The 13831-nt window shown below is 68.8% G+C and carries 14 protein-coding genes; 8 read left to right on the top strand and 6 right to left on the bottom strand.

Going from position 1 to position 13831, the window contains the following annotated elements:
* Positions 1–28: 28 nt before the first annotated feature.
* Positions 29–925 carry an alpha/beta hydrolase family protein gene (locus RCH21_RS08250; protein WP_442784684.1) on the top strand — a complete coding sequence of 299 codons (897 nt, stop codon included), beginning with the start codon at positions 29–31 and terminating at the stop codon, positions 923–925.
* 24 nt (positions 926–949) lie between these two features.
* On the opposite strand, the gene RCH21_RS08245 is transcribed toward RCH21_RS08250, so the two are convergent.
* Genes RCH21_RS08245 through RCH21_RS08235 form a run of 3 tightly spaced genes read right to left on the bottom strand, consistent with a single transcriptional unit; the run spans position 950 to position 3370 of the window.
* Entirely contained in the window at positions 950–1747 is a 798-nt protein-coding gene (locus RCH21_RS08245; protein ID WP_326963962.1) for an isocitrate lyase/PEP mutase family protein, read from the bottom strand.
* A complete protein-coding gene (locus RCH21_RS08240; RefSeq protein ID WP_326963961.1) occupies positions 1744–2382 on the bottom strand; it encodes an alpha/beta hydrolase in 639 nt (212 codons plus the stop codon). The genes RCH21_RS08245 and RCH21_RS08240 overlap by 4 nt, the downstream gene beginning before the upstream one ends.
* 10 nt (positions 2383–2392) lie before the next feature.
* A complete protein-coding gene (locus RCH21_RS08235) occupies positions 2393–3370 on the bottom strand; it encodes a ring-cleaving dioxygenase (protein WP_326963960.1) in 978 nt (325 codons plus the stop codon).
* A 161-nt stretch (positions 3371–3531) separates the two neighbouring features.
* Here RCH21_RS08235 and RCH21_RS08230 point away from each other — a divergent pair, with 161 nt between their 5' ends.
* The 5 genes from RCH21_RS08230 to RCH21_RS08210 all read left to right on the top strand — a co-directional run bounded on the left by RCH21_RS08230 (position 3532) and on the right by RCH21_RS08210 (position 7366).
* Positions 3532–4014: a PGPGW domain-containing protein gene (locus RCH21_RS08230; protein ID WP_326963959.1), complete on the top strand. Its 483-nt coding sequence runs from the start codon at positions 3532–3534 to the stop codon at positions 4012–4014.
* Between the two features lie 145 nt (positions 4015–4159).
* Entirely contained in the window at positions 4160–5080 is a 921-nt protein-coding gene (locus RCH21_RS08225) for a carbohydrate kinase family protein (RefSeq protein ID WP_326963958.1), read from the top strand.
* Between the two features lie 70 nt (positions 5081–5150).
* The gene (locus tag RCH21_RS08220) at positions 5151–5678 is read left to right on the top strand and encodes a YbhB/YbcL family Raf kinase inhibitor-like protein (protein WP_326963957.1); all 528 of its coding nucleotides are present in this window, start codon (positions 5151–5153) and stop codon (positions 5676–5678) included.
* 67 nt (positions 5679–5745) lie between these two features.
* Entirely contained in the window at positions 5746–6555 is an 810-nt protein-coding gene (locus tag RCH21_RS08215; protein ID WP_120148828.1) for an HAD family hydrolase, read from the top strand.
* Positions 6533–7366, top strand: coding sequence for a glycerophosphodiester phosphodiesterase family protein (locus tag RCH21_RS08210; protein WP_326963956.1), 834 nt, complete (start codon positions 6533–6535; stop codon positions 7364–7366). Before RCH21_RS08215 ends, RCH21_RS08210 begins: the two co-directional genes overlap by 23 nt.
* Before the next feature lie 175 nt (positions 7367–7541).
* On the opposite strand, the gene RCH21_RS08205 is transcribed toward RCH21_RS08210, so the two are convergent.
* The 3 genes from RCH21_RS08205 to RCH21_RS08195 form a co-directional block, all read right to left on the bottom strand.
* Positions 7542–9005, bottom strand: coding sequence for a glycoside hydrolase family 43 protein (locus RCH21_RS08205; RefSeq protein WP_326963955.1), 1464 nt, complete (start codon positions 9003–9005; stop codon positions 7542–7544).
* A 119-nt stretch (positions 9006–9124) separates the two neighbouring features.
* Positions 9125–10126, bottom strand: a complete 1002-nt coding sequence (locus tag RCH21_RS08200; protein ID WP_326963954.1) for a hypothetical protein — start codon at positions 10124–10126, stop codon at positions 9125–9127.
* A 56-nt stretch (positions 10127–10182) separates the two neighbouring features.
* Complete coding sequence (locus RCH21_RS08195; protein WP_326963953.1) at positions 10183–11511, bottom strand: uracil-xanthine permease family protein; 1329 nt, start codon at positions 11509–11511, stop codon at positions 10183–10185.
* A 100-nt stretch (positions 11512–11611) separates the two neighbouring features.
* Here RCH21_RS08195 and RCH21_RS08190 point away from each other — a divergent pair, with 100 nt between their 5' ends.
* Both RCH21_RS08190 and RCH21_RS08185 read left to right on the top strand, forming a co-directional pair.
* Positions 11612–12460 carry an SDR family NAD(P)-dependent oxidoreductase gene (locus tag RCH21_RS08190; protein WP_326963952.1) on the top strand — a complete coding sequence of 283 codons (849 nt, stop codon included), beginning with the start codon at positions 11612–11614 and terminating at the stop codon, positions 12458–12460.
* On the top strand, positions 12460–13827 hold the full coding sequence (locus tag RCH21_RS08185; RefSeq protein ID WP_326963951.1) for an aldehyde dehydrogenase family protein: 1368 nt from the start codon (positions 12460–12462) through the stop codon (positions 13825–13827). The genes RCH21_RS08190 and RCH21_RS08185 overlap by 1 nt, the downstream gene beginning before the upstream one ends.
* Positions 13828–13831 lie beyond the last annotated feature (4 nt).

Genomic DNA, 13831 nt, shown 5'->3' with positions numbered 1-13831 from the left:
CAACCCTGGTGACGGATACGCTGTCCCCGTGAATCCTGTGGGTCGACGCTCCGTCCTTACCCTCGCGGCCGCCGTCGGTGCAGCCGTCCTCGCAGCCTGCGGCATCAAGGCGGATGCGCAGGCACCCTCCGTGGCACCGCAGCGCTACGCCTACGGCGAGGACGCGAGCCAGTTCGCGGACCTCTACCTGCCCACCGGGGAGGTGCTCGGCGTCGTCGTCATCATCCACGGCGGCTACTGGCGCTCCACCTACGGCGCCGAGCTCGGCAAGCCACTCGCCGAGGACCTCGTGGCGCGCGGCTATGCCTGCTGGAACCTGGAGTACCGGAGGGCGGGCGGCGGTGGCGGGTGGCCTGCCACCTTCGACGACGTCGCGGCCGGTATCGACCACCTCGCCACCGCAGCGGCGGAGCACGGGCTGGACCTCCGCTCGACGACGGCGCTCGGGCACTCGGCGGGCGGGCACCTCGCCGTGTGGGCCGCCGGCCGCCCGGGAATGCCTGCAGGCGCGCCGGGTCCCCGCATTCCGGCAGTGAAGCTCACCGGCGTCGTCAGCCAGGCCGGAGTCCTCAACCTGCGGGAGGCACGGGACCTGGGCCTCAGCGACGACGCTGTCGTGAACCTGATGGGTGTTCCGGAGGCGGACGATCCGGAGCGCTATCGCCTCGCGGATCCCATCACCGCCGTCCCGCTGGACGTTCCCGTCTACGCGGTGCACGGGAAGAAGGACACCACGGTGCCGCTCAGCCAGTCGGAGAGCTACGTCCGGGCGGCGACGGCGGCGGGCGCGAGGGCGGAACTCGTCGTCGTTCCGGGCGACCATTTCGCCATCATCACCCCTGGCTCCAAGGCGTGGGACACCGTCGTCGAGCTCCTGGCGGCGGCCGTGGATGCAGCGGACCCCGGCCTGCCCGCTGCGGGCTGACCGGGGTCCTGACACCTGCGGGTCCTAATTGAGGGGGAGGGTACCCTCGGGCAGGGCTCCGCCGGCCAGCAGCTCGCGAGCCGAGTTCGCCAGCGCGGTCAGGGCCACACGCTGCGTCCACGGCCCGTAGGAGATGCGGGCGACGCCGAGTTCCTGCAGGCGGGACGGTGCGAGGCTCCCGGGTACGTTGATGACGCTGAGGCGCTGCGGGCCGAAGGCCTGGACGAGCGTGGTCACGGCGCGCTCGTCGAGCAGTCCCGGCACGAAGACGTTCGTGGCGCCGATTGCAAGGTACGCCTTGCCGCGCTCGACGGCGTCGGCCAGCACCTCCTCGGGGTCACGGTCGCCGGCCTTGACGAAGGCGTCGGTGCGGGCGTTGAGCACGAAATCGATGCCCTCTGCCTGGCCTGCCTTGAGCACGGCTTCCATCTGCGCCACTGCCTCGGGGAGCGGACGCATCTGGTCCTCGATGTTCGCTCCGACGATTCCGACGCCGATCGCCCGGCGCACGGTGTCCTCCGGATCGCCGTAGCCCGACTCGAGATCGGCGGAGACGGGCAGGTCCGTTGCTGCGGCGATGCGGCCGACGGCCGCGATCATCTCCGCGACGGGAATGTTCTCGCCGTCGTCGTAGCCGAGCGACGCCGCAATGGAGTGGCTCGCCGTGGCGAGGGCCTTCGTACCGGGGATATCGGCGATGGTTCTCGCGCTGATGACGTCCCACACGTTGACGACCTGCAGGATCTCGGGAGCGGAGTGGAGTCGAGCGAGCGCGGTCGCCTTGAGGGCGAGACCGTTGTGGTCGGTTGTTGCTTCGGTCATTGCGTGACCTTCCGGGTGTGCGAGGCGATCCAGGCGGCTGCGCCGTCTACCTCGGTGGGATGGATACCGTGGCCGCCCTCACGGACGTACCGGCTTACTTCGGCGCCGCGGCTCTCGAGGATCGAACCGACGCGGACCACACTGTCGGTGGGGGCCATGGGATCGGCCTTCCCGTTGAACAGGGCGATCGAGGATCCGGACAGGTCTGCCTCGATGCTCCGCCCGTCCAGCGGATACATCCCGGAGAAGGCGACGGCGGTCGCGACGGTGTCCGGGTGCAGCAACACGGCGCCCAGCGCGATGTTCGCACCGTTGGAGAAGCCGACGGCGACGAGCGGACGGTCGGCGATCCCGTAGTGCGTCCGGGCCCACTCGATGAAACCGGCGAGCTCGCCGGCGCGAAGGACGACGTCGTCGACGTCGAACAGGCCTTCCCCGAAGCGGCGGAACCAGCGGTTCATGCCGTGTTCCTGCACCGGACCCCGCGGTGCGAGATACCCGGCGCCGGGAGCGAGCCGCTCCGCGAGCGGCAGGAGGTCCTGCTCGGTGCCGCCCGTGCCGTGCAGGAGCAGCAGCACGGGTGTGCCTGGTGCTCCTGCGCTGAACAGGTGGGGCCACTCATGCGTGGTGTTCATGTCCGCACTCCTACTTGAAGAAGGCCTGGACGGCCGGGTTGTTCTCCGGGGGCAGCTCGATCTTCGCGACCGCGTGGGAGATGGCCTCGCGGTTCGGCTCGAGCCACGGCGGCAGCTTCAGGGAGCGGCCGAGTTCCAGCAGGGGCTCGTCGATGTCGAAGCCCGGCGTGTCGGTGGCGATCTCCAGCAGTGTTCCACCGGGCTCACGGAAGTAGATCGAGGTGAAGTACTGGCGGTCGAGGATCGCCGTCACGCCGTAGCCGCGCTCGGCCAGCTCCTGGCGCCACAGTTCCTGCGTCTGCTGGTCGGGCACGCGGAAGGCGATGTGGTGCACGGTGCCGCCGGCCACGAGGCCGCGCTCACCGCGCGGGTCCGTGACGACGTCGACGACGGTGCCGGGTTCGCCGTTGTGCGTACTGAGGCGGTAGCGGCCGTCCTTCTCCGCGAGGACGTTCATTCCGAGGTCGCGCGTGAGGGTCTCGAGGGTTCGGGTGGGGTCCTGGACCGTCAGGACGGACGAGTGCTGGCCGCGCACGGCGTACTCGGCGGGAATGGACGCGGAGTCCCACGGGTTGCGGGGGTCCGAGACGGACGAGGCCACGAGGTCGATCTGCAGGCCATCGGGATCGCGCAGCGAGAGGCGTTCCTCCTCCGACGAGGCGCGGGAGATGGCCGACTCGACGCCGATCGCCCTGAAGTGCTCCTGCCACCAGCCGAGAGTGCCCTGTGGGACCGAGAAGGCCGTGGTGGTCGACTGCCCGCTGCCCACGCGTCCGCTGCGGATCCCCTGCCAGGGAAAGAAGGTCAGCAGCGAGCCGGGGCGGCCGGACTCGTCGCCGTAGTACAGGTGGTAGGTGCCGGGATCATCGAAGTTCACGGTCCTCTTGACCAGGCGCAGCCCCAGTCCCCTGATGTAGAAGTCGATGTTCTTCTGGGGGTCACCGGCGATCGCGGTGACGTGGTGGAGACCTTCGGTCTGAGCAGTCACGCTGTCCTCCTTCGTTGGATCCGGTACACCCGTACCGGTATGTTCATGCAAACGCATGTATCTCGCCTATTGTTCCCCAACCGTTCGCCTTCTCGGGGTGGTAGGCACCGGACAGCTGCTGAGCGTCGTACCTGCCCAGCTTCCTGTGTCATCCTGAGTTCATGGCAGCGAAAGAGCGGGTCCATGGCTGGGTCCGCCGCACCGTGATCGAGGTGGTCGGTTGGACCCTCGTGGTGCTCGGCGTCGCTGCCCTCGTCTTGCCTGGACCCGGGCTGCTGCTCTGCGCAGCAGGTCTCGCCGTCCTGTCCCAGCAGTACCACTGGGCACGTCGCTACCTGAAGCCGCTGAAGGCGAACGCCTATCGTGCAGCCGCGATCGGGGTCAGGACCATCCCCCGGATCGCCATCAGCTGCGCGAGTGCCCTCCTGATCATGAGCTTCGGCCTCGTCTGGATCCTGCAGCCGCAGGTGCCGTCCTGGTGGTTCCTCGAGGACCGATGGTGGCTCTTCGGCGGAGCAGGAACGGGCATCAGCCTGATCGCCTCCTCGGTCATCGCCCTCGTCCTGATCGCCTACAGTGTCCGGCGGTTCCGCGGCCGGCCCATCCCCGAGACGCGACCGGTGCTCAGGGCGGACGCCGACTAGGGCCCGGTGCGGTGCAGGAGGATGACGCGGGACGGGTGCGGACAGGAGTGCCCGGTGCGGGATGATCCTGGTCGACGCCGACCAGGATCCGGGGGCAAGGGAAAAGTCCGAGTGACCGATGACCGTCGGCTGGTACGTTGAAAGCGTGCTTACCGTTATCGGGGAAACCCTCATCGACGAAGTCGTCAGCGACACCGCCTCCATGCGCGCGCACGTGGGTGGCAGCCCGATGAACGTCGCTGTCGGGCTCGCACGGCTCGGTCATCCCGCGCAGTTCGTCGGCCGGTACGGCGACGACGAGTACGGCCGCATGGTCCGGCAGCACCTCCGCGACAACTCGGTCCCGTTCCCGGTCGAGCCTGACGGCTCGCCCACCAGCGTCGCCACCGCACGCCTGGACCCGGCGGGAGGCGCGTCCTACGACTTCCAGCTCGTCTGGGAGCTACCGGCGCTCGCTGAGCAGAAGGACAGCCTCCTCGACGGATCCACGCTGCTGCACACCGGCTCGATCGCCACGATGCTGTCGCCGGGAGCGGACGAGGTCCTGTCGCTCGTCATCGCGGCCCACCCGCTGGTGACGGTCAGCTACGATCCCAACTGCAGGCCGTCCATCATCCGGAACCCCGAATACGCCAGGGAACAGGCCGAGAAATTCGTGGCGCTCGCCGATGTGGTCAAGGCCTCCGACGAGGATCTCGCATGGCTGTACCCGGACCGGACCCCCGAGCAGTCCGCGCGCGCCTGGCTGGAAGCAGGTGCCGCCGTTGTCGTCGTGACGCGTGGTTCGAAGGGTCCGTGGGGTGTTTGCCGTGCGGGCGAGGTGTCCGTACCCGCGCCTTCGACCAGCGTCGTCGACACGGTGGGTGCGGGTGACTCGTTCATGGCCGCGCTCCTCGCGGCCCTCGTGGATCTGGAACTCGATGGCGCCCATCGTCGGGACGAGCTGCGCCGAATGAACCTCGGGCAGCTCGCCGGAATGCTGCAGTACGCGGCCCGGGCAGCGGCCATCACGGTCTCCCGTGCGGGCGCGAATCCGCCCTCACGGAGCGAGATGGCGCATACCTGACGCTCCGCCGCGTTCCATAGGCCCGAAGGCAGTTCGAAGACCACCCGATGATCCCCAGAGGAGCACAGCGATGACCCGCGATCCGTACGCAGACCTTCCGCAGGTACCCGAGTTCGAGCTGACCAGCGAGAGCATCACCCACAATGAGCCGCTCGACGCCGCACAGGCGTCCGGCGTGATGGGCGCAGGCGGCGAGGACCAGTCCCCGCAGCTCAGCTGGAGCGGTTTCCCCGAGGGCACGAAGAGCTTCGCGGTGACCGTCTACGACCCCGACGCGCCGACCGCGAGTGGTTTCTGGCACTGGGCCGTGTTCAACCTGCCCGCGACCACCACCGCGCTGCCCGCCGGCGCGGGTACGGACGGCTCGGACCTCCTGCCGAAGGGAGCCGTCCAGCTGCGGAACGACGGCGGCTTCGCCGGTTTCGTGGGCGCCGCACCTCCTGCCGGCCACGGCCCGCACCACTATCACGTGGTGGTGCACGCGGTGGACGTCGAGTTCCTCGACATCCCGGCCGAAGCCACGCCGGCCTACCTCGGGTTCAACCTGTTCTCGCACTCGATCGGGCGGGCCCGGCTGGTCGGCACGTTCGAGCAGTAAGGCACCCATCCCGGCGGCCGGTGCGGCCGCCGGTAGGGTGGAAGTCCAGAACCTGAAGGAGTCAGCGATGCGCCTCGTGGCGAGCGACATGGACGGGACCGTCGTGGGACACGACGGCAGGATGAGCGAGCGCACCATCCGCGCGTTCCGGGCGTGTACGAAGGCAGGGGTCGACGTCGTCTTCGTCACGGGCAGGCCGCCACGCTGGCTGCAGCCGTTGCGGGAGCAGCTCGGGCACACCGGGATCGTCATCTGCTCGAACGGCGCCCTCACCTACGACCTCGAGGGCGAGCGAGTCCTCGACGCGAAGCTGCTGGGAGCCGAGGACGTCTATGCCGCTCGCGATATCATCCGCGGTCTTTTCCCGGCGGCGACCTTCGCCGCGGAGACGGTCTCGGGCTTCAAGGTGGAGTCGGGTTTCGCGGACCCGGCCACCTCCGAGCTCCTCGGCGGTATCACGGCGCAGCCCTTCGAGCATTCGCTGCCGGGGGAGCAGGTCGTGAAGTTCCTGGCCAGGGAGAAGAACATCTCGCCGGACGAGTTCCTCGCGGCCGTCAGGCCCGCTGTCGGGCACCTTGTCTCGACGACGCACTCCGCGCCCACCATGGCGCTCCTCGAGATGGCCGTCCCGGACATCAACAAGTCGGTCACGCTTGCCCGGTACGCGGCGGAACGCGGGATCGACGCCGCCGACGTCGTCGCCTTCGGTGACATGCCGAACGACGTGCAGATGCTCGACTGGGCGGGCTTCGGCTACGCCATGGCATCCGGCCACGCGGATGCGCTGGCCGCCGCGAACCTCGTCGCACCGCCCTTCGACGAGGATGGCGTGGCGCAGGTACTGGAGGAACGGCTTGCCCGGCTCCGCACGATCTGAGCGCGGCCGCTACCCCTACCTGGACTCCCCGGCCGGCCCGTCCGGCCGGCCCCAGCCCCTCGCGTTCTCGCATCGCGGCTTCGCGCCCGAGGGCGGCGAGAACACCCTGGCGTCCTTCGGGCGCGCCGTGGATCTCGGCTTCGGGTACCTCGAGATCGATGTCCGTGCGTCGCGGGACGGGGTGGTGATGGTCTTCCACGACGAGGAGCTGCACCGCGTGACCGGCACGCCCGGGCTGGTTTCCGCACGGACTGCGGAGGAACTGGGCGGACTGCAGGTCGGCGGGGGCGGCGGAATCCCGACGCTCGAGGATGTCCTGCGCCGCTGGCCCGGCCTGCGGCTGAACATCGACGTCAAGAGCGACGATTGCGTGCAGCCCTTCGCTGATCTCGTCAACCGCATGGCCGTGCACGACCGGGTGCTCCTGGCCTCCTTCTCGGACAGGCGCCGCAGGCGGGTGCTGCGCCTGCTCGATGCTCCGACGGCGTCCTCTGCGGGAATGGCCGTGAACGCACTCCTGAAGCTCCTCGCCCCCTCGGGCCTAGCCGCCCCGCTTGCCCGGATCGCCGGAGTGCAGGCGCTTCAGGTCCCCGAGACGTACCGCGGCGTGCGCGTCGTCACGGGACGATTCGTGGAGGCCTGCCACGCTGCAGGTCTCCAGGTCCATGTGTGGACCATCAACGACCGTGAGGACATGGACCGGTTGCTCGATCTCGGCGTCGATGGCCTCGTCTCCGATGCCGCCGACGTGCTGGCCGCCTGCATGACCGCACGGTCCGCATGGCCCCAGGGCAGTTCCCTCGACCGGTAGGCGAGGTCGGGTCGGGGCGGGACCAGCCGGAGCGGGCTTCCTGAATGCGGAAACCCGGTTGCGGCCACTCCCGCAACCGGGTCCCCTGGTGTCGATGGATCATCGGGGTATCGCGCCCACCGCTGACCCATCGAGCCTGATGACTGCGGCGCCCTGGTGATGGACGCCGCAGGGTCTACATGCGGCCCTTGCCGGGTTTCGCGTTCACGGTCAGCTCCACGGGGTCCGTGGTCACCGTGCCGTGGGGATTGGAGAAGGTTGCCCGGAACAGCCGCCCGTCCTGGGTGGCCAGGGCCTTCTTGACCTCGACCGCCGACGTGTAGGTGCCGTCGTCGTTCCGCTCCGCACGCTGTGTGACATCGGCAGGCTGCCAGGTGGCGCCGTCGTCGTCCGAGCTCTCCCAGACCGCGACGGGTTCAGGGGTGCCGGTGGCGCTCGCCGTGAAGTGCGCCTTGTGTCCGTCCCGGACAGTCGCTGCCGCGGGAGCCGACACGAGCTCGGGCAGCTCGACGGTCTGGTCGACCGTGGGCCAGCCGTCCTCCCAGCCCATCTTCTGCAGGCCGAGGGTCGGGATGTACGGGGCCGCTGTGTTGGTGCGGTCGTAGTAGTGGAACGCGAGGTAGTCGCCGAAGACGGACTGGCCGCCGACGCCGTTCATCGCGCCGTGGGATTCGAGGAGGATCGATCCGCCGCCGCCAAACATGTCGCGGCCCTCCTTGTCCAGGTAGGGGCCGGTGATGGATTCCGAGCGGCCCACGGCGATCTTGTAGGTGGAGTCCGCGCCGCGGCAGCAGAAGTCGAACGAGGTGAACAGGTAGTAGTAGCCGTCGCGGTGGATGATGTAGGGCGCCTCGATGGGGTTGCCCGGGACGAAGCGGTCCGCGATATTGACGGTCTGCGACTGCCAGTCCTCCACCGGCTTGCCGCTGGGCCATTCGAGGGGCACCAGGAAGATCCCGTACCAGAAGGAACCGATGGACATGTAGGGCTTGCCGTCGGCGTCCTCGATGATCCCGGCGTCGATGGCGTTGAAGGTCTTGTCGGGATTGCCCGGATCGAGGCCCATGACCGGGGACTCGACGACGAGACCCTGATCCACCCACTCGTAGTCGGGGTCCTCGGGGTTCAGTGTCGTGTTCGTGGCTAGAGCCGTGATGGAGTTGTCGGTGCCGAAGCGCGAGGCCGAATAGTAGAGGTAGTAGGTGCCGTCGTTCTCGTAGATCTCCGGCGCCCAGAGGTTCTCGGGGAGCACCCCGTCCGCGTAGCGCTCGTCGATCCAGGCGGGGATCTCGTCCCACACCGTACCCGTGTACTCCCAGGTGGTGCCTTCGTCGCGCGAGGACCACATCTGGATGGTGCCGCCGTTCTCCCGGGCGAGCAGGCCCGTGGAGTAGACGTACCAGGTGCCGGCGTCATCGATGATGAGCGCCGGATCGTGGATGGGGCTGGTCGCTCCGACCACGGACTTGCCGCCCACCAGGTCATCGAGGCTGCCGGCGGCGGACTGCTGCGTGAGGGCGGTGGGTGCTGCCGGGGTCTTCGGGTCCGCCGACGCCGGCATAGCCGCACCTGCCAGCGCAAGGGTCAGCACGGCGACGATACTCGCCGGGCGCGACCAGAATCTGTGACGTGACGTCATTATCACGTGGTCCTTTCGATGGGGGAGTGGGCAGGCGACGACCTCGCTCGGCCCGTTTACATCGTTGTCTACATCGTTGTAGAACACTCGCACGCGCAGGGAGGGCAGTCAAGGGGTCATCAGTTTTCGAGGACAGGATCCGAAAGGGTCCGCAGGTGCGCGAGCGCCGCCGGGGCGTAGGCGCGCATCGACTCGTCGTCCGCATAGACCAGCAGGCGCAGCCACGATCCGTACCGGTGCACTGCCGCAAGCCTCAGGGCGGGCTCGACAGCAGCTCGAAGTTCCGGCAGCGGGGCATAGGACGTCCAGCGCTCGAGGTAGGCGTCGACGACGGCCTGGATCCGGGGATCGTCCGCCGTCGTGTTCCACTGCGCCCGCATCTGCGTGATGGGTACCAGCAGGGCGCTGAACGGGTGCGCCCAGTAGGAATCGGCGAAGTCGAAGAACCGCAGCGGATCGGTGCTCCCACCGGGGAGGAAACAGTTCCGCGCGTGCAGATCGTTGTGATCGAGCGAGAGTGGCACGGCGACGCCGCGCAGCACCTCCACCGCGTCGGAAATGGCCGGCAGGCGGCGCACGACGTCGTCCGCCTCCTCCGCGGACAGGTACAGCGGGTGCTCCGCCGGCAGGCCCGTGTGCAGCAGCAGCTGGTTCTCGACGAAGTTGGCGGCCACCTCCGGGTTCATGAGAACGAGCCCGGCCCGGGACAGCCGCTCGCCATGAGGCGCCACGGCTTGCTGCAGGTCGGCGAAGTCGCCGGTGATGCGCGCCCAGAGCGAGGCGTCGTCCACGTCCAGGGTATCCAGCGTGGCGCCGTGGTCCGCTGTCAGCAGCCAGCCCCGCGAGGGCTCGATGGCGAGGGGAGCCGCGACATGGTCCGGTGCGAGTTCGCCGAGGAGCGACATGATCGAGGCTTCAGCGAACTGCCCGAGGTTGTTCTCCTTGAACCACAGCGTCCCGTGGTCCGTGGGCACGGTCAGTTGCGTGGACCAGAAACGGATCCGCTGCTGTTCGATCGGTCCCAGGCGCGTCACACCGAAGGACTCCAGGACGAGGTCGATCCACGGCACCGCCTGCTGACGCCACTCCGGAGAGGCCCAGGCCTCCCGGGAATTGTTCATCGGGGACGAGGCGCGGGTCGGCGGGGCATGCCGTCCATTCTTCCATCGGACACGGGTCAGCCGAGCTTCGAGGGCCTGCTGCCGTGGTCGCTCGATTCGAGTTCCTCCGGCCCGGCGACGTGCTCGCTGCCGCGGACGCGGGCGATCGCCGTCATCCCGTGGAAGATGATCAATGCCGCGGCCGTGCCGAGGGCGATGCCCGCGAAGCTCAGGTCTCCGACGGTCCACGTGAAGTCCGCGATGCCGATCACGAGCGCCACACCCGCCGTGGAGAGGTTGATCGGATTGGAGAAGTTGACCTGGTTCTGGACCCAGATACGGACACCGAGGATGCCGATCATGCCGTACAGGACCACTCCCGCGCCGCCGAGCACCCCGGGCGGGACGGTGGCGATGAGCGCGCCGAACTTCGGGAAGAGGCTGAGCAGGATGGCGACGATACCCGCCACCCAGTAGGCCGCCGTCGAGTAGACGCGTGATGCGGCCATCACGCCGATGTTCTCGGCATACGTGGTGGTTCCGGATCCACCGCCGGCACCCGCGATCATGGTCGCGAGCCCGTCGGCCATCAGGGCCCGGCCCGTCATGGGATCGAGGTCCCGGTTGGTCATCGCGGCCACGGACTTCACGTGCCCGATGTTCTCCGCGACGAGGACGAGGACCACGGGGATGAAGAGTCCCACCACGGACAGGTGGAACTCGGGTGCCGCGAAGTCGGGCAGCCCTATCCACGCGGCGTCGCCGATCGCCGCGAAGTCCACCTCGCCGCGGAACATCGCGACGACGTAGCCCGCCAGCACTCCGACGAGGATGGAGAGCCGCCCGAGGATACCTTTGAACAGGACCGTGACGAGCAGGATCGCGATCACCGTGACAAGGGCTGTGAGGGGTGCCTGCTCGAAGCTGGCCTTGGCGGTCGGCGCGAGGTTGAGGCCGATCAGCGCCACGATGGAACCCGTGACGATCGGCGGCATGGCCACCTGGATCCAGCGTGCCCCGGCCCTGTGCACGATCAGCCCGATGATCGCGAGCGCGGCCCCGGCCATGATGATGCCGCCCAGGGCTCCGGCCGCTCCGTGCTGGGACTGCGCCGCAGCGATCGGCGCGATGAATGCGAAGCTCGAACCGAGGTAGCTCGGCACCTTCCCGGCAGTGATGATGAGGAACAGGAGGGTTCCGATCCCCGAGAACAGCAGCGTGGTCGACGGCGGGAACCCGGTGATGAGCGGGACGAGGAACGTGGCGCCGAACATCGCGACCACGTGCTGCGCACCGATGCCGATGGTCCGGGGCCAGGAAAGCCGCTCGTCGGGAGCGACGAAGCCGCCCGGGCGGACGTTCTTGCCGTCCCCGTGCAGTGTCCACGTGATGCTCCGTGCGCTCATAGGTGTGCCTTCCGAAGATGGTCGAGGGGTTTCCGGAAATCCTATCCGCAGCACGTGACCGGGATGTTACGTTGCTTGTCAGCGAGCGGAGGAGCAGGCGATGGCATTCACGGTTCTGGGACGCACCGTGCTGGTGACCGGTGCGGGGATGGGGATGGGCAGGTTGTACGCCGAGCGTGCTGCACGCGAGGGGGCTGCCGCCGTCGTGCTCTGGGACATCGATGGCCGGGCCCTCGACGAGGTGGTGGCGAGCCTCGGTTCCAGCGGCGCCTCCCTTCACAGCTACGTCGTCGACGTGGCCTCGATCGAATCCGTCCGGGCGGCGGCGGGCGCCGTCCTGAACGACGTCGGCGTGCCGGACGTGCTGGTGAACAACGCCGGGATCGTGCGCGGCAAGTACTTCTGGGAGCACGACCACCTCGACGACATAGACCTCACCCTCCGCATCAACACCGGTGGTCCGATGCACATCACGCGGGCGTTCCTTCCGGCCATGATCGAACGCGCGACCGACGCCCGGATCCTGAACGTGGCGTCCGCCTCGGGGACTCTCGCGGTTCCGCGCATGAGCGTCTATGCAGCCTCCAAGTGGGCGGTGATCGGCTGGAGCGATTCCCTCCGCCTCGAACTGGTCGCGGCCGGTCACCCCATCGCCGTCACCACGCTCATCCCGAGCTACATCAGGACCGGCATGTTCGAGGGTGCCCGCGGCCCGCTGATGACTCCACTCATGGAACCGGAGTACGTGGTCGACAAGGCCTGGCGCGCCACTCTCGCGGGGAGGGCGCGTGTCCAGCTGCCCTGGACCGTCCAGCTCGCGGGCACGCTCCGCAACCTGCTGCCGCAACCCGTGTGGGACGTCGTCGCCGGGCGCGTGTTCAAGGTGTACAGCTCCATGGACCACTTCACCGGGCGCCCCGGCGTTCCTGCCGAACGGAAGGGCAACTAATGAGCGCCGTGGAACTCCTGGCCGACCTGCGCCGAACCTTTCAGGCGGGAACCACCCGGCCCGCCGGCTGGAGGCGCGCCCAGCTCGAAGCACTGCGCCGCCTGCTCACCGAGCGCGAGGACGAACTTACCGGCGCCCTTGAGGAGGACCTCGGCAAGAGCCGGACGGAGGGGTTCCTCTCGGAGGTCGCCGCCGTCCGGGCCGAGATCGACTACGCGCTGAAGCACCTCGACCGCTGGATGGCGCGGGAGAGGATCGCGGTGCCCGGGGGGCTGCGTCCCGCCCGCGCATGGGCCCAGGCCCGGCCCCTCGGCGTCGTCCTGATCATCGGACCCTGGAACTACCCGTTGAATCTCGTGCTGGCGCCGCTCGTCGGAGCGCTGGCCGCGGGAAACGCCGCGGTGCTCAAGCCCAGCGAACTCGCAGCCTCGACCTCCCGGGTGCTCGCACGCCTCGTGCCGCAGTATCTGGATCGGGATGCCGTCGCGGTCGTCGAAGGGGGCGTCGAGGTCAGCACCGACCTGCTGGCGCAGCCGTTCGACCACGTGTTCTACACGGGCGGTGAGCGCGTGGGGAAGATCGTGATGAAGGCCGCGGCCGAGCACCTCACGCCGGTGACGCTCGAGCTGGGCGGCAAGTCACCGGCCGTCGTCGTCGGCGGGGACCTGCGTGCCGCGGCCCGCCGCATCGCCTACGGCAAGTTCATGAACGCAGCCCAGACGTGCGTGGCGCCCGACTACGTCCTGACCACGCCGGCCGCCGCGCCCGTCCTCGCCGACGCGCTCGCGGCTGCGGTCCGGGACTTCTACGGCAGCGACCCGAGGACCTCGGGCGACTACGGGCGCATCATCAACGAGCACCACTTCGACCGGGTCGTGGGCCTGATGGACGGTGGCACCGTCGTCTCCGGTGGCCGGCATGATCGCGCCGACCGCTACATCGAGCCGACCGTCCTGAGGGAGGTGGACCCGACGTCCGCGCTCATGCAGGAGGAGATTTTCGGTCCGCTGCTGCCCATCCTCGAGGTGGAGGACCTGGACGCGGCGATCCGCTTCATCGCAGCGCGGCCGCATCCGCTCGCCGCCTACCTCTTCAGCGACCGCGACGAGCACCTGGAAGCCTTCACGGAGCAGGTGCAGGCCGGCGGCCTGGCCCACAACGTGTGCACCATCCAGCTCGCGGTCCCCGGCCTGCCCTTCGGTGGAGTGGGTGCGAGCGGGACGGGCAGCTACCACGGGCGGCAATCCTTCAGGACGTTCAGCCACATACAGCCGGTATTCTCCAAGCCGACCGGGGTGGACACGCTGCGCCTCGCGTATCCACCCTTCGGTCCGATCAAGAGGAAGCTGCTGCGCAAGCTCCTCTGAGCGG

Source organism: Arthrobacter sp. PL16, from assembly GCF_035985055.1.
Lineage (GTDB): Bacteria > Actinomycetota > Actinomycetes > Actinomycetales > Micrococcaceae > Arthrobacter_D > Arthrobacter_D cheniae.
Note: the sequence above shows the minus strand (reverse complement) of the source record. Positions and strands in the feature narration are given on the sequence as shown.

Coding starts and splice junctions, on each gene's coding strand:
- RCH21_RS08245 (WP_326963962.1), bottom strand. CDS start 1,747: ATGACCGAAGCAACAACCGACCACAACGGTCTCGCCCTCAAGGCGACC.
- RCH21_RS08240 (WP_326963961.1), bottom strand. CDS start 2,382: ATGAACACCACGCATGAGTGGCCCCACCTGTTCAGCGCAGGAGCACCA.
- RCH21_RS08230 (WP_326963959.1), top strand. CDS start 3,532: ATGGCAGCGAAAGAGCGGGTCCATGGCTGGGTCCGCCGCACCGTGATC.
- RCH21_RS08220 (WP_326963957.1), top strand. CDS start 5,151: ATGACCCGCGATCCGTACGCAGACCTTCCGCAGGTACCCGAGTTCGAG.
- RCH21_RS08215 (WP_120148828.1), top strand. CDS start 5,746: ATGCGCCTCGTGGCGAGCGACATGGACGGGACCGTCGTGGGACACGAC.
- RCH21_RS08205 (WP_326963955.1), bottom strand. CDS start 9,005: ATGACGTCACGTCACAGATTCTGGTCGCGCCCGGCGAGTATCGTCGCC.
- RCH21_RS08200 (WP_326963954.1), bottom strand. CDS start 10,126: ATGAACAATTCCCGGGAGGCCTGGGCCTCTCCGGAGTGGCGTCAGCAG.
- RCH21_RS08195 (WP_326963953.1), bottom strand. CDS start 11,511: ATGAGCGCACGGAGCATCACGTGGACACTGCACGGGGACGGCAAGAAC.
- RCH21_RS08190 (WP_326963952.1), top strand. CDS start 11,612: ATGGCATTCACGGTTCTGGGACGCACCGTGCTGGTGACCGGTGCGGGG.
- RCH21_RS08185 (WP_326963951.1), top strand. CDS start 12,460: ATGAGCGCCGTGGAACTCCTGGCCGACCTGCGCCGAACCTTTCAGGCG.